The 16,582-nt window shown below is 38.4% G+C and carries 16 protein-coding genes; 15 read left to right on the forward strand and 1 reads right to left on the reverse strand.

Annotated elements, in window-relative coordinates:
- The first annotated feature begins 12 nt into the window (after positions 1-12).
- The 15 genes from slmA (HT679_RS04535) (at position 13) to mnmG (ending at position 14,701) form a co-directional block, all read left to right on the forward strand.
- Positions 13-183, forward strand: a complete 171-nt coding sequence (gene slmA, locus HT679_RS04535) for a salivaricin M family lantibiotic (RefSeq protein WP_240148715.1) — start codon at positions 13-15, stop codon at positions 181-183.
- A gap of 30 nt (positions 184-213) precedes the next feature.
- On the forward strand, positions 214-381 hold the full coding sequence (gene slmA / locus HT679_RS04540) for a salivaricin M family lantibiotic (RefSeq protein WP_240148716.1): 168 nt from the start codon (positions 214-216) through the stop codon (positions 379-381).
- 80 nt (positions 382-461) lie between these two features.
- A complete protein-coding gene (gene slmA, locus HT679_RS04545; RefSeq protein WP_078156164.1) occupies positions 462-644 on the forward strand; it encodes a salivaricin M family lantibiotic in 183 nt (60 codons plus the stop codon).
- A 93-nt stretch (positions 645-737) separates the two neighbouring features.
- Positions 738-914 (forward strand): salivaricin M family lantibiotic, encoded by a 177-nt coding sequence (gene slmA, locus HT679_RS04550; RefSeq protein ID WP_057487960.1) that lies wholly within the window; start codon positions 738-740, stop codon positions 912-914.
- 263 nt (positions 915-1,177) lie between these two features.
- Positions 1,178-1,912: an ABC transporter ATP-binding protein gene (locus tag HT679_RS04555; RefSeq protein ID WP_023945195.1), complete on the forward strand. Its 735-nt coding sequence runs from the start codon at positions 1,178-1,180 to the stop codon at positions 1,910-1,912.
- A gap of 11 nt (positions 1,913-1,923) precedes the next feature.
- A complete protein-coding gene (locus tag HT679_RS04560; protein ID WP_023945194.1) occupies positions 1,924-3,942 on the forward strand; it encodes an FtsX-like permease family protein in 2,019 nt (672 codons plus the stop codon).
- A gap of 89 nt (positions 3,943-4,031) precedes the next feature.
- Entirely contained in the window at positions 4,032-5,606 is a 1,575-nt protein-coding gene (locus HT679_RS04565) for an ATP-binding protein (protein ID WP_173213248.1), read from the forward strand.
- A complete protein-coding gene (locus HT679_RS04570; RefSeq protein WP_023945190.1) occupies positions 5,587-6,183 on the forward strand; it encodes a response regulator transcription factor in 597 nt (198 codons plus the stop codon). Before HT679_RS04565 ends, HT679_RS04570 begins: the two co-directional genes overlap by 20 nt.
- Before the next feature lie 32 nt (positions 6,184-6,215).
- Positions 6,216-7,021 (forward strand): IS5 family transposase gene (locus tag HT679_RS04575; protein WP_173213449.1). Its coding sequence is split into 2 segments (ribosomal slippage): positions 6,216-6,590 and positions 6,593-7,021, totalling 804 coding nucleotides; the frame shifts between segments, so codons are not numbered across the junction.
- A 171-nt stretch (positions 7,022-7,192) separates the two neighbouring features.
- Positions 7,193-7,999: an ABC transporter substrate-binding protein gene (locus HT679_RS04580; protein WP_173213250.1), complete on the forward strand. Its 807-nt coding sequence runs from the start codon at positions 7,193-7,195 to the stop codon at positions 7,997-7,999.
- A 16-nt stretch (positions 8,000-8,015) separates the two neighbouring features.
- On the forward strand, positions 8,016-9,212 hold the full coding sequence (locus HT679_RS04585; protein WP_173213252.1) for an argininosuccinate synthase: 1,197 nt from the start codon (positions 8,016-8,018) through the stop codon (positions 9,210-9,212).
- A 28-nt stretch (positions 9,213-9,240) separates the two neighbouring features.
- The gene (argH, locus tag HT679_RS04590; protein ID WP_173213254.1) at positions 9,241-10,635 is read left to right on the forward strand and encodes an argininosuccinate lyase; all 1,395 of its coding nucleotides are present in this window, start codon (positions 9,241-9,243) and stop codon (positions 10,633-10,635) included.
- Between the two features lie 422 nt (positions 10,636-11,057).
- The gene (gene mnmA / locus HT679_RS04595; protein WP_001282946.1) at positions 11,058-12,179 is read left to right on the forward strand and encodes a tRNA 2-thiouridine(34) synthase MnmA; all 1,122 of its coding nucleotides are present in this window, start codon (positions 11,058-11,060) and stop codon (positions 12,177-12,179) included.
- Positions 12,180-12,319: 140 nt separating this feature from the next.
- Positions 12,320-12,778, forward strand: coding sequence for an NUDIX hydrolase (locus tag HT679_RS04600; protein WP_173213256.1), 459 nt, complete (start codon positions 12,320-12,322; stop codon positions 12,776-12,778).
- A 9-nt stretch (positions 12,779-12,787) separates the two neighbouring features.
- Positions 12,788-14,701: a tRNA uridine-5-carboxymethylaminomethyl(34) synthesis enzyme MnmG gene (gene mnmG, locus HT679_RS04605; protein WP_173213258.1), complete on the forward strand. Its 1,914-nt coding sequence runs from the start codon at positions 12,788-12,790 to the stop codon at positions 14,699-14,701.
- A 201-nt stretch (positions 14,702-14,902) separates the two neighbouring features.
- On the opposite strand, the gene HT679_RS04610 is transcribed toward mnmG, so the two are convergent.
- Positions 14,903-16,582 carry a ribonuclease J gene (locus HT679_RS04610; RefSeq protein ID WP_050205233.1) on the reverse strand — a complete coding sequence of 560 codons (1,680 nt, stop codon included), beginning with the start codon at positions 16,580-16,582 and terminating at the stop codon, positions 14,903-14,905.

Raw genomic sequence — 16,582 nt, forward strand, 5'->3', positions numbered from 1 at the left:
GAAGAAAAGAAAATGTCATCAGAGATTGATAATTTGGATTTTGAAGTAAACGAGCAAGAGCTTTCAGGTAAATCAGGTTCAGGTTGGTTTACGGCAGTTCAATTAAGTCTAGCAGGTCGTTGTGGTCGATGGTTTACTGGTTCATTTGAATGTACTAGTAACAACGTAAGTTGTGGTAAATAAAAATAGGAGAAAATGATGGAAGAAAAGAAAATGTCATCAGAGATTGATAATTTGGATTTTGAGGTAAACGAGCAGGAGCTTTCAGGCAAATCAGGTTCAGGTTGGTTTACGGCAGTTCAATTAAGTCTAGCAGGTCGTTGTGGTCGATGGTTTACTGGTTCATTTGAATGTACTAGTAATCATGTAAAATGCGGTTAACTAAGGATTAGAAAATTTTATTCTGATAAATAGTATTTGTTAAATTTATTATAAACAAGGAAAGTTTTGCGAGGGACAATATGGAAAACAAGCAATATAATTCAGAAATTGACACTTTAGACTTTGAAATTAGCGCTCAAGAATTGGAAGGAACTTCTGGTGCAGGAGGCTGGTATTCAGCATTTAAAATGACTCTAGCTGGTCGCTGCGGTCGATGTTTCACATGTTCTTATGAATGTACAAGTAATAATGTTAATTGTTAATTTAGGAAGTATATATGTTTCTTGAGATGTGAAAATTTTCCTTGTTATAGTTGACAGATATAGAGTTAAATGATAAATTATAGGAGAAACAAAATGGAAGAAAATTATGTAGAAGTTGATAGCTTGCGTCATGAAATTGACAATCAAGAATTAGCAGGTAATTCTGCAGCTGGACTCAGAACAGCAATTCGAATGACTAGTCAAGGTCGCTGTGGGTGGGCTTTCACGCTTTCTTATGAATGTACGTCACCAAATGTCCGCTGTAGATAGAATGAACAAGATTGGAGAGTAAGATGGAAGGAATTATTGGAACACTTGAGTTTTATGCTCCCGTATTGATTCTAGGAGCATCTATTATTGGTATCGTCTACGTTATGAAAAAACGAAAAGAACGAAAATGATGTATATTTAAAAAGCCATACTAGTTTATGGCTTTTTTACTTGTCTTTAGAGAGATTATGCACGAATTACTCATGATATTAAAGCTCAGATTGATTATAATAGTCTTGTAAAATAGAAATGGAGGAATATTTATGTCACAATTAGTTGTAAAAAATTTAAATAAAGAGTTTGGGGAGGGAGATAGCCTAGTTCATGCTTTATCGGATGTTAATCTCTCTGTAAAGACAGGAGAATTTCTTGCTATTATGGGAGCAAGCGGCAGTGGAAAAACAACTTTGTTAAACTGTATTTCAACAATCGATAAGCCGACGTCAGGTGATATTTCCTTTGAGGGATTTGATATCATCAATGCAACAGATAATCAATTGGCAAACTATCGCTCACAAAATATTTCCTATATCTTTCAATCTTATAATTTAGTTGAAACTTTAACAGTTTATGAGAATATTGTCTTACCATTACAAATTCAAGGGAAAAAAGTTGCTGATTGTCATTTAAAAATAGAAAATATCCTAGAAAAATTATCAATTGGTCAATTACGAAATAAATTTCCCAATCAATTATCAGGAGGACAAAGACAGCGTGTTGCCACCGCACGTGCTCTAATTGATGAATCTAAACTGCTTATTGCAGATGAACCAACAGGTGCTTTAGATTCGGCTAACTCAGAAAATTTAATGGCTCTTCTGCAAGAGATTAATCAAGTTTTTGGCATTACCATTTTAATGGTGACACATGATCCGGCAGCAGCTAAGTATTCATCACGAATTATTCTATTAAAGGATGGACAAGTTACAGCAGATATGTACCGCCATTCTTTATCAAATGAAGAATACTTACAAAAAATTTATAAACATACACGATAAGGAGAAGTAGGATGTATCCAAAATTAATTCTCAGAAATGTTCAAAGAAATTTACAGACCTACACAGTTTATTTTCTTAGTTTAACGTTAATTTATAGTCTACTCTATGCATTTAATGCTTTGCCAAGTCATCCTGTTATGCAAAGTTTATCAGGTGCTAAGGAGATGATGACAACCATTATGACACAATATATGGGACTATTATCTTATGTTGTATTGAGTACAATTGCTTTTTTAGTTGTTTACTCCACTGGTTTCGTATTAGGTCGAAGAAAACAAGAGCTAGGTCTATACGCAACATTGGGGATGAAAAAACGTCATATTGTAGGAACGCTTTTCTGTGAGACAATGGTTGTTAATCTGTTTGCTTTGCTTGCAGGATTTATCTTAGGGTTAGGAGTATTGATTGTTCTAGCACATATTGCATCTAATTTTTTTATGGGGAATTATTTTGGTAATATGTTTTTTCTAGACATGAAATCAGTTAATTTATTAGGAATATCATATTTAGCAACAAGTGTAATCATTGGTGTGATGGACATAGTTACCTTTAGAAAGCAAGCTATTATTTCTCTTATTCAAGAAAATGGTGTTAAAAGTTCTATTTTTTCGAAAGGAGAAACAAAATGGCAATTGCTACTATTTATCTTGTCGGCACTAGTTATTTGCTTTGGATGTGTCTATTTATCAGACTATACACATATTTCAATTCTTAGAAATTGGGGAATGTTACTTATAACACTGTTTGTACTAGTTATATTTATTTTTTACAGTACATTAAGTCATTCTTTGATCCGCTTAACTTATTCATTGCCAAATTGGTATTTCAAGAAATATAATTCATTTAAACTCAGACAACTATCTAAGCAAGCAGATCGTAATTCGGTGACCATATCGGTATTATCGCTTTCCTTGGCATTAGCAACTAGCTTATTGATTTTTAGTGGTAGTGCCTACAGTTCATTGAGTAATGATTTAAATAAATTTATTCCTTATGATATTGATGTGCAGATGTTTAAGGGAGAAAAATACCATCATAACAATATAGATGTAAAGAATAAGTTAAAAGAAGATGGTTTTGACTTTTCGATTATTGATAAAGAGTTTGAGTATCCAACTTATATAAGTGAATTGACTTATAAAGATATTATTGATACAAGCAATTTATGGGATTTAGATAAAGAATTAGGAGGCTCGTTCGTTAATATTGTTTCGCTTACTGATTATAATTCTTTATTAAGACTTCAAGGGAAAAAAGAAGTCAGTTTGTCAGACAATGAATTTTTAATAAATGCAAACTATAAAGGCACTAGGAAGCAGATTAGGGAATTTCTCTCTAAAACTAACGAATTGACTGTTTCCGATGTAAAGTTAAGGTCAAGTTCTAAAAGTCCTTTGGAAAATGTTTATTTTGTTACTACAGTAGAAAATAATGATCGAGGGACATTGATAGTCCCTGATAAAGTAGCGAAAAAATTGACTATTAACAGTTTACATTATGTAGCCTTATATAAAAAAGGGATTGATAAACGAAATGTTGAATCATTTTTAGAGAACTGGATTGAAAATTATTATTTTACGGATCAAGAAGGAAATCAAGCTGATTTTGTATATCAAACAAAAGTTCGATCAGCAGAACTATATCTAGGAGTTATGGGAGTCATTGTATTAGTTCTAATTTTTGTTGGAGTTATTTTTACAGTTATCACATTGAGTATTCTGTCGTTGCAGGCTTCCACAAATGCATTAGAAAGTGTTAATGATTACAATATACTTTATTTATTAGGAAATCAAAGAATGCAAAATAAAAAAATTATTTTTCAACAGATTCTCGCCTATTTTCTAATACCGTTGCTAATAGCTATTCCATTGAGTTGTTCACTTAGTAATAGCTTATTAGGCTACTTTGAAAATTTTGCAAATACAACAGTTGTAATTGATGTAAAATATTTATTGTTTATGATTGGTTTATTTACAATTTATATCTATTTTACCTATAAAATTTGTGTGAGGGCCAGTAATCAGATCTAATGAGTGAAAACCAGAATGGGATATTAGCTATCCTTATTCTGGTTTTGTGATATAATGATAACAAAAAATCATAGTAGGAAATTTTAAATATGAAGACGTGGTTAAAGAATATTTCTGATAACTCATTATTGTTATGGTGGAGCACTTTAATAAATCATTTTATATTAATGGTTTATATATACCTTAAAATTCCATTTGACTTTTCATCAACTTTTACTCAAAAATTTGCAGTTGTTTTTATTATTTTGTTGATTATTTCTACTTATATTTGTAATTTCTTAAAGTTTAAATATAGTGAATTAAAGTTGTGGCTATTACTATCTCTATTTTTAATTAGTTGGCAATTGGCTCTGAGTTTGAATGTTGAACACACATTATTCCATTTTTTAGATCTGCTTCATCCCATTAATTCTTTTCTATTAGTTTATAGTTCAGTATCTATTATTCTGTTAGGTAAAAAAATAGGTGAGGAACTATTTTTTGTAACTTTTATTGTTACGATTATTACAGAGATATCTTATTTTTTTAGTGAGCCTCTCTTTTTATTCTTATCTATATTTACATCATTTTTCATTTCTTGCTTACCTATTGTTCTGTTAATGATGTATAAAAAAGAGTTGAAATCTTTTTTAAATTACCAGAGGAAAAATTTAACCTTCCTTTCATTTTTTCTACCCGTTACTTATGTCATTTTATATATTAACACGGCTGATATTGGTATTTTAAATTTTTTATGGTATGTAGAAATTTTTTTGGTACTTGTTTCGTTCCACTTGAAAACAATTTATATGAGTTTTCAAAAAAAGATAGATGAGTTGAAACTATTATATATTGAGGCAAGTTTAAAAGTACTACTGGGGGTAAGTATCCTTTTAATTGCTACATTTATTATTGCAAGACTAGATTTAAAACAAAGTTTTATTTGTTTTAATTTACTTGTGCTGATTGTTGGATTTCTAACGGAAGAATTTATTAGATTATTTAGAGGTAAGCGGCTAACGGGTGCAAAAGATTATTTAGAAGCTTTATTTTTGAAAAGAAATAAGATGGTGAAGAATTTGTTAGCTAATGAAGATATAGAGCAACAATTCGCAGAATTTCTTCATAACGAAGTATTACAAAGTGTGATGGCTATTAAAAATTTTAATAAATATGGAGAAGATGAGAAGTTTAGAACTCAGATTGGATATGTCTCAGATGAACTAGTTCAACGTATCCGAGAGAGAATGGATTATTATCAACCAATGAGTAGTGGCAATGAGGAGTTAACTAAAAAATATACATCATTAATTGATAGAATATTGAGGAGATATGAGACTATGAAAGAAGTTGAAACAGATTTTCAGTCTGATTTTTTTCTAATGGAACCGTATGATAAGATTCTTTATCGCTTTATTGAAGAATTAGTGACTAATGCTGTTAAATATTCATCAGGACATACTATTTGGTTATCTCTCTCTGTATCTGACGATATTATTTATTTATCTTGTAAAAATAATTATGATATTTCTAGTAACCATCTTGGTTATGGGTTAAAGAATTTAGAAAATCGTGTTAGTGTTTTAGGTGGAACAATAGAAATTCAGACAATGGATGCTATGTTTCAAGTAGAAATTCAATTACCAATAGATAAGGAGCTATGCTATGAAAATTTTATTAATTGATGATCACAAGTTGTTTAGTCAGAGCATAAAAATGATTTTAGAGTTATCAGAAACAATTGAATATGTTGATTTAGTTGAAAATTTTCAATCAGTAGATGATATTGATTATAGTCCATACGATATCATTTTGATAGATATTAATTTGACTAGTATTTATGAAACAGATGGATTAGCCTTGGCAGAAGAAATGATAAAAAAAGAACGAGGTATTAAAATCGTTATCTTAACAGGGTATAGCAAAAAAATTTATGAGTATCGAGCTCAGAAGATGGGAGCCTATGCTTTTATTGATAAAAGTATCGATCCAGATAAGCTTCTTACTCAATTAAAAGGTATATATAGTGGAAAAAAGTATTTTTCGGTAGAAGAAATCGTGGATATCTTGTCTGAACGAGAGATAGAAGTGTTAGAATCGATTAGAAATGGTTTAACAATTGATGAGGTTTGTGAAACCTTATTTTTAAGTAAGCGGACTGTTTCGAATCATTTGGCAAATGTATTTTCAAAGCTAGGTGTTAATAATAGGCAGGAGGCAATCCATAAAGCAGAACTTTTAGGATATTTCTCTCCAGAGTAAGATTATCTTTTATGCCAAATTGGCATAAAACTATGAATTATGAATCAAGTAAACCATTAAGTTATGCACGATTTAAGCGCCTTGTTGGTGTTCAACGCACTACTTTTGAAGAGATGTTAGCTGTGTTAAAAACAGCTTATCAACTTAAACACGCAAAAGGTGGACGAACCCCTAAGTTAAGCCTAGAAGACCTCCTCATGGCTACTCTTCAATACATGCGAGAATACCGAACTTATGAACAAATTGCGGCTGATTTTGGCATTCACGAAAGCAACTTAATCCGTCGGAGTCAATGGGTTGAAGTGACTCTTCTTCAAAGTGGTTTTACGATTTTAAAAACTCATCTTAGTGCTGAGGATACGGTGATTGTGGATGCAACAGAGGTAAAAATCAATCGTCCTAAAAAAATCAACTAACCAATTATTCTGGTAAAAAGAAATGTCATGCTATGAAGGCTCAGGCGATTGTCACAAGCCAAGGGAGAATTGTTTCTTTGGATATTGCAGTGGACTATTGCCACGATATGAAGTTGTTCAAAATGAGCCGCAGAAATATCGGACAAACTGGTAAAATCTTGGCTGACAGTGGTTGTCAAGAGCTCATGAAGATGTATTCACAAGCGCAAACTCCGAGGAAATCAAGCAAACTTAAGCCACTAACTCTTGAAGATAAATCCTATAATCATGTGCTATCTAAAGAGAGAATCAAGGTTGAGAATGTTTTTGCCAAAGTAGAAACGTTTAAAATGTTTTCAACAACCTATCGAAATCGACGTAAACGCTTTGGATTACGAATAAATTTAATTGCTGAAATTATCAACCGTGAACTAGGATTCTAGTTTCGCAGGAAGTCTAATAGCATAAATACGCCTAGGAATGACATTTTTATGTAGTATTTCTAGGTTTTTTTGTTTCAAATTGAAAATTTTTTCAATTTAGGCTTGACAAATGATGAGTATAGGAGTATTATTTATACAAACAAAAGGAATAAACATAAAGGAGGCTTTGTTATGAATAAGATGAAGAAGGTGTTGATGACGATGTTTGGTTTAGTGATGCTCCCCCTACTATTTGCTTGTAGTAACAATCAATCGGCTGGAATTGAAGCCATCAAGTCCAAAGGGAAATTGGTTGTAGCCCTCAATCCAGATTTTGCTCCATTTGAATACCAAAAAGTGGTTGATGGGAAAAATCAGATTGTGGGTTCAGATATCGAATTAGCCAAGGCTATCGCAACAGAACTAGGTGTCGAATTGGAACTATCTCCCATGAGTTTTGACAATGTACTGGCTAGTGTTCAATCAGGAAAAGCCGATCTTGCCATATCTGGTGTTTCTAAGACAGATGAACGGGGCAAGGTGTTCGATTTTTCAACTCCCTACTATACTTCAAAAAATAAGCTCATTGTCAAAAAATCTGATTTAGCCACTTATCAGTCTGTAAACGACTTGGCGCAGAAAAAGGTCGGAGCACAGAAAGGTTCGATTCAAGAGACGATGGCGAAAGATTTGCTACAAAATTCTTCCCTCGTATCTCTGCCTAAAAATGGGAATTTAATCACAGATTTAAAATCAGGACAAGTGGATGCCGTTATCTTTGAAGAACCAGTTGCCAAGGGATTTGTGGAAAATAATCCTGATTTAGCAATCGCAGACCTCAATTTTGAAAAAGAGCAAGATGATTCCTATGCGGTTGCCATGAAAAAAGATAGCAAGGAATTGAAAGAAGCAGTCGATAAAACCATTCAAAAGTTGAAGGAGTCTGGAGAATTAGACAAACTCATTGAGGATGCCTTTAAAGCGTCCATTGAAAAATAGAAAGAAGGAAAAGAACATGAGTAAAGAAAAAGTAATTTTGGCCTATTCTGGCGGTTTGGACACATCAGTTGCTATTACCTGGTTAAAGAAAGATTATGATGTTGTTGCAGTTTGTATGGATGTGGGTGAAGGGAAAGACTTAGATTTCATCCATAATAAGGCTCTTAAGGTTGGGGCAGTCGAATCTTATGTTATTGATGTTAAGGACGAATTTGCTACAGATTATGTGCTAGTGGCTCTCCAGTCACATGCCTACTATGAACAAAAGTACCCCTTGGTATCTGCCTTGAGCCGCCCTCTTATTTCTAAAAAATTGGTTGAAATAGCGCATCAGACAGGAGCGACTACAATTGCTCATGGTTGTACTGGTAAGGGGAATGACCAAGTGCGTTTTGAAGTATCGATTGCAGCCTTGGATCCCAATTTAAAAGTGATTGCGCCAGTTCGTGAATGGAAATGGTCTCGGGAGGAAGAAATTCATTATGCTAAGGAAAATGGGGTACCTGTTCCTGCTGACCTTGATAATCCCTACTCTGTCGACCAAAATCTTTGGGGACGTGCCAATGAATGTGGTATTTTGGAAAATCCATGGAATCAGGCTCCAGAGGAAGCCTTTGGCATCACAACTTCTCCAGAGCAAGCTCCAGATATGCCAGAATACATTGATATTGAGTTTAGTGAAGGTGTTCCAGTTTCCCTCAATGGAGAAGTGTTAAAATTGGCAGATTTGATTCAAAAACTCAATGAAATAGCTGGAAAACATGGGGTCGGACGGATTGACCACGTGGAAAATCGCTTGGTTGGGATTAAATCAAGAGAAATCTATGAGTGCCCAGGGGCAGTGACTCTGCTGACAGCTCATAAGGACATTGAGGATTTGACGCTTGTGAGAGAAGTGGCTCATTTTAAACCAATCATAGAAAATGAATTATCAAATCTCATTTATAATGCTTTGTGGTTTAGTCCGGCTACACAAGCCTTGATTGCTTATATTAAAGAGACTCAAAAAGTTGTCAATGGGACTGCAAAAGTCAAACTGTATAAGGGAAGCGCTCAGGTCGTGGCTCGGAAATCACCAAATTCTCTTTACGATGAAAATTTGGCGACGTATACTAGTGCAGATACCTTTGACCAAGATGCGGCTGTTGGCTTTATTAAGTTGTGGGGACTTCCAACCAAGGTTCATTCTGAGGTTCAAAAAAGTGCCAAATAGGGCGATTGGATAGAGAGGTGGATGTGATATGGCTAAGAATACAAAATTATGGGGTGGTCGATTTGAAGGTACTGTCGAAGACTGGGTAGAGCGCTTTGGTGCGAGTATATCTTTTGACCAGAAATTAGCTAAATTTGATGTGATTGGTTCTTTAGCCCACGTTCAGATGTTGGGTCAGACGGGCATTTTGAGTTTGAATGAGTCAGAAAAGATTCAAGAAGGGTTGAAAGAGCTTTTAGAAGAGCTAGAGGCAGGCCAACTTGACTTTGATATCGGAAACGAAGATATTCATATGAATATGGAAGTGTTACTGACAGAAAAAATTGGTCCCCTTGCAGGGAAGCTACATACAGCTCGTTCTCGAAATGACCAAGTTGCGACAGATATGCACTTGTATCTCAAGGAGCAACTAGGCCATGTCCTAGATAAACTGGCTCATCTCAAGGGTGTTTTATTAGACTTGGCAGAAAATCATGTGGAGACGATCATGCCGGGCTATACCCATCTGCAACATGCTCAGCCTATTAGTTTTGCCCATCACCTGATGGCTTATTACAATATGTTTCAGAGAGACAGTGAACGTTTTGAATTTAACCAGAAGCATACAGACCTATGCCCTCTAGGTGCGGCAGCTTTGGCAGGAACGACTTTCCCCATTGATCGCCAATTGTCTAGCGATTTGCTGGAGTTTAAGCAGCCTTATACAAATTCTTTGGATGCTGTTAGTGACCGTGATTTTATCTTAGAATTTCTATCCAATGCCAGCATACTCATGATGCATATGAGTCGTTTTTGCGAAGAAATGATCAATTGGTGTAGTTTTGAGTACCAATTCATTACCTTGTCAGATACGTTTACAACAGGTTCCTCTATTATGCCCCAAAAGAAAAATCCAGATATGGCTGAGTTGATTCGAGGAAAGACTGGTAGAGTTTATGGGAATCTGTTTGGACTGTTGACAGTCATGAAGTCCTTGCCTTTAGCTTATAATAAGGATTTGCAAGAGGATAAGGAAGGGATGTTTGATACGGTTGAAACGATTTTAAATTCCCTCGATGTATTGGCAGGTATGTTATCCAGCTTGCAGGTGAACAAGGAAAAAATGCAAGAATCTACCGAGAAGGACTTTTCAAATGCAACTGAGTTAGCAGATTATTTGGCAGGGAAAGGTTTGCCATTTAGAGAAGCTCATGAGGTTGTAGGAAGATTAGTGCTAGACTCTATCAAGTCTGCTAAAAATATTCAAGATTGGACTTTGGAGGAATTGCAAACCTATCATTCCCTCATTTCCAAGGATATTTATGTCTACTTACAACCTAAAACTGCTGTTCAAAGAAGAAATTCCTTGGGAGGTACAGGATTTGACCAAGTGAAATACCAGATTGCAGTTGCTAAGAAAGCGAATGAAGCTAAAAAGTGCTAGATTGATAGGTTCAGAATAAGAGGTTGGTCGATTGACAACCTCTTTCTTGTCTTCTCTAATCAAGCATGTTATAATGAATACTGCTCAAGCGACCTTCAATCGTGAAGCACACACGACCTTCAATCGTGAACTAGTCATTTCGTTTATCTTTTATTACGTCGTTAACTCGAAATGAGATGCAAGCTGAGCTTGTCTTATTTATAACCTCAATCAGTCTCCCAGACTGATTGAGCGAACTCAAGTTATGCCTGCGACTCGTTACCTATCATATTTTCATTTTAAGATGATAGGCTAAAATGGTCTCCCAGACCATTTTACTACTAAAAGCAAACGAAATGACTATACTCAAATAAATTCTATTGAAAGTCATAGTAAATAGAATTTTGAGGGGTATAAATAAACGAATAGATGGGAGACTTACCATGAGTGATAACTCTAAAACACGTGTTGTCGTGGGGATGAGTGGTGGTGTTGATTCGTCGGTGACGGCTCTTCTTCTCAAGGAGCAGGGTTACGATGTGATTGGCATCTTCATGAAGAACTGGGACGACACAGATGAAAACGGCGTCTGTACGGCGACCGAAGATTACAAGGATGTGGCTGCGGTGGCAGACCAGATTGGCATTCCTTACTACTCTGTCAATTTTGAAAAAGAGTACTGGGACCGCGTTTTTGAGTATTTCCTAGCGGAATACCGTGCGGGACGCACGCCAAATCCAGATGTTATGTGTAACAAGGAGATTAAGTTCAAGGCCTTTTTGGACTATGCCATGACCTTGGGGGCAGACTATGTAGCGACTGGGCATTATGCTCGAGTGGCGCGTGATGAGGATGGCATCGTTCACATGCTTCGTGGCGTGGACAATGGCAAGGACCAAACCTATTTCCTCAGCCAACTTTCGCAAGAACAACTTCAAAAAACCATGTTTCCACTGGGACATTTGGAAAAACCTGAAGTTCGCAGACTCGCAGAAGAAGCAGGCCTTGCGACTGCCAAGAAGAAAGACTCGACAGGGATTTGCTTTATCGGAGAAAAGAACTTTAAAAACTTCCTCAGCAACTACCTGCCAGCTCAACCTGGTCGTATGATGACAGTGGATGGACGCGATATGGGCGAGCATGCAGGTCTTATGTATTATACAATTGGTCAGCGTGGCGGTCTCGGTATTGGTGGGCAACACGGTGGTGACAACGCGCCGTGGTTCGTTGTCGGAAAAGACCTAAGCAAGAATATTCTCTATGTCGGCCAAGGTTTCTACCATGATTCGCTCATGTCAACCAGCCTAGAGGCCAGTCAGGTTCACTTTACTCGTGAGATGCCAGAGGAATTTACGCTAGAATGTACGGCTAAATTCCGCTACCGTCAGCCCGACTCTAAGGTGACAGTACATGTCAAAGGAGACAAGGCAGAGGTTATCTTTGCGGAACCTCAGCGTGCCATCACACCAGGACAGGCAGTTGTCTTTTACGATGGCGAAGAGTGTCTCGGTGGTGGTTTGATTGACAATGCTTACCGCGATGGACAAGTTTGTCAGTACATTTAGATTGACAAATTTTCTCAATTTGCTACAATAATAAAAGCAATAGAAATGATGGTCAAAGCTCATGGATGTTGCAGGCTTTTTTGTCCTGCACTTCTTTGGAGTTTTGACTGTTTTTGTGTCGTTTAAGGGAAAGGACAAGAATGATTCAACAAGACTTTCGGACAAAAACAGGAAATACAGTTTTTGGAGTTCGGGTGACAGCCTTGATTCTTCAAAATCGTAAGCTCCTAGTTACCAAAGATAAGGGCAAGTATTATACTATTGGCGGTGCGATTCAAGTCAATGAAAGCACGGAAGACGCGGTAGTTCGTGAAGTGAGGGAAGAACTGGGTGTTAAAGCTCAAGCTGGGCAACTAGCTTTCGTGGTTGAAAATCGTTTTGAACAGGACGGTGTTTCCTATCACAATATCGAGTTTCATTATCTGGTGGATTTGCTTGAAGATGCCCCATTGACCATCATGCAGGAAGATGAGAAAAGGCAGCCCTGTGAATGGATTGATTTGGATAAACTTGAGGATTTCCAGTTAGTTCCAGCCTTTCTAAAAACAGCCCTACCAGATTGGGACGGCCAACTAAGACACATTCATCTTGCGGAATAGGAGAGAAACATGACATATAATTTTACTGAAGAATACGATATTATTGTAATTGGTGCGGGACACGCTGGGGTCGAGGCTTCCTTGGCCGCTAGCCGTATGGGCTGCAAGGTCCTGCTTGCGACCATCAACATTGAAATGCTGGCTTTCATGCCTTGTAACCCCTCTATCGGTGGTTCTGCTAAGGGGATCGTTGTGCGTGAAGTCGATGCCCTCGGTGGTGAAATGGCTAAAACCATTGACAAGACTTACATCCAGATGAAGATGCTCAACACTGGGAAGGGGCCGGCTGTTCGTGCCCTTCGTGCGCAGGCTGATAAGGAACTTTACTCTAAGGAGATGCGCAAGACAGTTGAAAATCAAGAAAATCTGACCCTTCGTCAAACCATGATTGATGAGATTTTGGTGGAAGATGGTAAGGTTGTCGGTGTGCGTACAGCGACCCATCAAGAATATGCTGCCAAGGCTGTTATCGTGACGACAGGGACGGCCCTCCGTGGGGAAATTATCATTGGAGACCTTAAGTATTCATCAGGTCCTAACCACAGCTTGGCTTCTATTAACCTAGCTGACAATCTCAAGGAACTGGGCCTTGAAATTGGTCGTTTCAAGACAGGAACACCTCCACGTGTCAAGGCTTCTTCTATCAACTACGATGTGACAGAGATTCAGCCAGGAGACGAAGCGCCTAATCACTTCTCATACACTTCGCGTGATGAGGATTATGTCAAAGACCAAGTGCCATGCTGGTTGACCTATACCAATGGTACCAGTCATGAGATTATCCAAAATAACCTCCACCGTGCGCCTATGTTTACAGGTGTGGTCAAGGGAGTGGGACCTCGTTACTGCCCATCAATTGAAGACAAGATTGTGCGTTTTGCGGACAAGGAACGTCACCAACTCTTCCTAGAGCCAGAAGGGCGCAATACAGAGGAAGTTTATGTCCAAGGACTTTCAACCAGTCTGCCTGAGGATGTCCAACGTGACTTGGTTCATTCTATCAAAGGTTTGGAAAATGCTGAGATGATGCGAACTGGTTATGCCATTGAATACGACATGGTCTTGCCTCACCAGTTGCGTGCGACTTTGGAAACCAAGAAAATCTCAGGTCTCTTCACTGCTGGTCAGACAAATGGAACGTCAGGTTACGAAGAAGCTGCTGGTCAAGGGATTATCGCTGGTATCAACGCGGCTCTGAAAATCCAAGGCAAGCCTGAGTTGATTTTGAAGCGTAGTGACGGTTATATTGGGGTCATGATTGATGACTTGGTGACCAAGGGAACCATTGAGCCTTATCGCCTTTTGACCAGTCGTGCTGAATACCGCCTCATTCTCCGTCATGACAATGCCGATATGCGTTTGACAGAGATGGGACGCGAGATTGGACTTGTGGATGATGAACGCTGGGCTCGCTTTGAAATCAAGAAAAATCAGTTTGACAATGAGATGAAGCGCCTAGACAGTATCAAACTCAAGCCAGTCAAAGAAACCAATGCTAAGGTTGAGGAGATGGGCTTCAAGCCGTTGACCGATGCAGTGACAGCCAAGGAATTCCTTCGCCGTCCAGAAGTTTCTTATCAAGATGTGGTGGCCTTCATCGGACCAGCTGCAGAGGACTTGGATGACAAGATTATCGAATTGATTGAAACAGAAATCAAGTATGAAGGCTATATTTCAAAAGCCATGGACCAGGTTGCTAAGATGAAACGCATGGAAGAAAAACGCATTCCATCCAATATAGACTGGGATGACATTGATTCTATCGCAACGGAAGCCCGTCAGAAGTTCAAACTCATCAATCCAGAAACCATCGGCCAAGCCAGCCGTATTTCGGGAGTAAACCCAGCAGATATTTCTATTTTGATGGTGTATCTTGAAGGTAAAAATCGTAGTATTTCTAAAACTCTTCAAAAATCAAAATAATACGTCGTCGGCTTCTTACGAATGAGTTCAAAGCTTGGCTTTGATTCATCTACAGCCTCCCATAGTTCCCCGAACTATGGGAGCTAACTCAAGTTATGCTTTCGCCTAGCCTTCTAGTCTGATTTCGATTTTTATTGAGTTTTAATCTCAAAAGAAAGCATAGAGAAAAACAGCTCCGAAAATCGGGGCTGTTTTCTTGCTTTATTCTTCATCTGGTGTGAGAATCATCGGGATGATAATCGGTTCACGTTCGGTATTTTCATAGAGGAAGGGGCGAATAGCGTTGACAATGGCACCATTGACTGATTGCACGCTAGCGTCCTTGTTTTTCAGTGCGATACGAATGGCATTGAAGAGGATACGCTGGCTTTGGCGAATCAAGTCGCCAGACTCTCTCATGTAGACAAAGCCTCGGCTGAGGATGTCTGGACCAGACAGAATCATCTGCGATTTGAAGTCAACAGTTGCGACTGCCAGAACGACACCGTCTTCAGATAGATCGCGACGATCTTTGAGGACAGCAGCGCCGATTTCACCGATACGATTTCCATCGACATAGATATCTTGGGCGTTGAAATGACCTGCTATACGAGCTGAGTCAGCAGTGAGGGCAAGCACATCACCATTGCTCATGATAAAGATATTGTCCTTCTCAACCCCAGTATCTACCGCCAGTCCAGCGTGGACTTTTTGCATGCGGTATTCACCGTGGACAGGCATGAAGTATTTTGGCTTAATCAAGCGGAGCATGAGTTTTTGCTCTTGCTGGCCACCGTGTCCAGATGTATGGATATTGTTCACTTTACCGTGGATAACTTCGACACCAGCTTCTGAAATGATGTTAATCAGCTTGTTGACGCTAGTAGTGTTTCCAGGGATTGGACTTGAAGAGAAGATAACGGTATCACCTGGTTGGAGTTGTACCTGACGGTGAGTTCCGTTGGCGATACGAGAGAGGGCCGCCATAGGCTCACCCTGACTACCTGTACAGAGGATAAGAATCTCGCCTGCAGGGTAATCTTTGATTTCATTTGGCTCGATAAAGGTTCCCTTAGGAGCTTTGATGTAGCCAAGATCGATTCCGTTGACAATGGCCTTTTCCATGGAGCGACCAAAGACCGCAATCTTACGTCCAGTCTTAACAGCAGCTTCTGTTGCTTGCTGGAGACGGAAGATATTTGAGGCAAAGGATGCAAAGATGATACGTCCTTCAATACCTTGGATAATCTTCATGATGGACTGGCCAACGACTTTTTCAGAGTTGGTAAAGGTTGGAATTTCTGCATTTGTCGAGTCAGACAGGAGACAGAGTACACCGTCTTCACCAAGAGCTGCCATACGGTGCAAGTCTGCTGGTTCACCAACTGGTGTTAAGTCAAACTTGAAGTCACCCGTACAGACAATTTTCCCTTGAGGAGTATGAATGACAATCCCCAAAGGTTCTGGAATAGAGTGAGTCGTTCTAAAGAAAGTTGCCTTGAGATTTTTAAAGGTCAACTCAGTATTGTGGTTGATTTCGTAAAGTTTGGCGTTGCGCAAGAGGCCGTGTTCTTCGAGTTTCCCACGGATCAAAGCCAAGGCAAGCGGCCCAGCGTAGATAGGGACATTTGCTTGCTTGAGTAGGAATGGAATCCCACCGATGTGGTCCTCGTGTCCGTGTGTGATTAAGACAGCCTTGACGCGGTCGATATTGTCTACGATGTAAGAGTAGTCAGGAATGACATAGTCGATACCCAGCAAGTCATCTTCTGGGAATTTAATCCCAGCATCGACGATGATAATCTCATCTTGGTATTCAATTCCGTAAGTGTTTTTCCCGATTTCTCCCAGACCACCGATGGCAAAAACGCCGACTTCTTCAGGTTTAAGAGTATAGGCCAT

Origin of the sequence: Streptococcus sp. 4886, assembly GCF_013276485.1 — a bacterium.
GTDB lineage: Bacteria > Bacillota > Bacilli > Lactobacillales > Streptococcaceae > Streptococcus.

What these genes read in the sequence shown, in the direction of transcription:
- HT679_RS04570 (WP_023945190.1), top strand. Translation starts at nt 5,587, where the DNA reads ATGAAAATTTTATTAATTGATGATCACAAGTTGTTTAGTCAGAGCATA.
- slmA (WP_240148716.1), top strand. Translation starts at nt 214, where the DNA reads ATGTCATCAGAGATTGATAATTTGGATTTTGAGGTAAACGAGCAGGAG.
- HT679_RS04610 (WP_050205233.1), bottom strand. Translation starts at nt 16,582, where the DNA reads ATGGCCTATACTCTTAAACCTGAAGAAGTCGGCGTTTTTGCCATCGGT.
- slmA (WP_057487960.1), top strand. Translation starts at nt 738, where the DNA reads ATGGAAGAAAATTATGTAGAAGTTGATAGCTTGCGTCATGAAATTGAC.
- HT679_RS04600 (WP_173213256.1), top strand. Translation starts at nt 12,320, where the DNA reads ATGATTCAACAAGACTTTCGGACAAAAACAGGAAATACAGTTTTTGGA.
- HT679_RS04580 (WP_173213250.1), top strand. Translation starts at nt 7,193, where the DNA reads ATGAATAAGATGAAGAAGGTGTTGATGACGATGTTTGGTTTAGTGATG.
- HT679_RS04585 (WP_173213252.1), top strand. Translation starts at nt 8,016, where the DNA reads ATGAGTAAAGAAAAAGTAATTTTGGCCTATTCTGGCGGTTTGGACACA.
- slmA (WP_078156164.1), top strand. Translation starts at nt 462, where the DNA reads ATGGAAAACAAGCAATATAATTCAGAAATTGACACTTTAGACTTTGAA.
- HT679_RS04565 (WP_173213248.1), top strand. Translation starts at nt 4,032, where the DNA reads ATGAAGACGTGGTTAAAGAATATTTCTGATAACTCATTATTGTTATGG.
- mnmA (WP_001282946.1), top strand. Translation starts at nt 11,058, where the DNA reads ATGAGTGATAACTCTAAAACACGTGTTGTCGTGGGGATGAGTGGTGGT.
- HT679_RS04560 (WP_023945194.1), top strand. Translation starts at nt 1,924, where the DNA reads ATGTATCCAAAATTAATTCTCAGAAATGTTCAAAGAAATTTACAGACC.
- argH (WP_173213254.1), top strand. Translation starts at nt 9,241, where the DNA reads ATGGCTAAGAATACAAAATTATGGGGTGGTCGATTTGAAGGTACTGTC.
- HT679_RS04555 (WP_023945195.1), top strand. Translation starts at nt 1,178, where the DNA reads ATGTCACAATTAGTTGTAAAAAATTTAAATAAAGAGTTTGGGGAGGGA.
- mnmG (WP_173213258.1), top strand. Translation starts at nt 12,788, where the DNA reads ATGACATATAATTTTACTGAAGAATACGATATTATTGTAATTGGTGCG.
- slmA (WP_240148715.1), top strand. Translation starts at nt 13, where the DNA reads ATGTCATCAGAGATTGATAATTTGGATTTTGAAGTAAACGAGCAAGAG.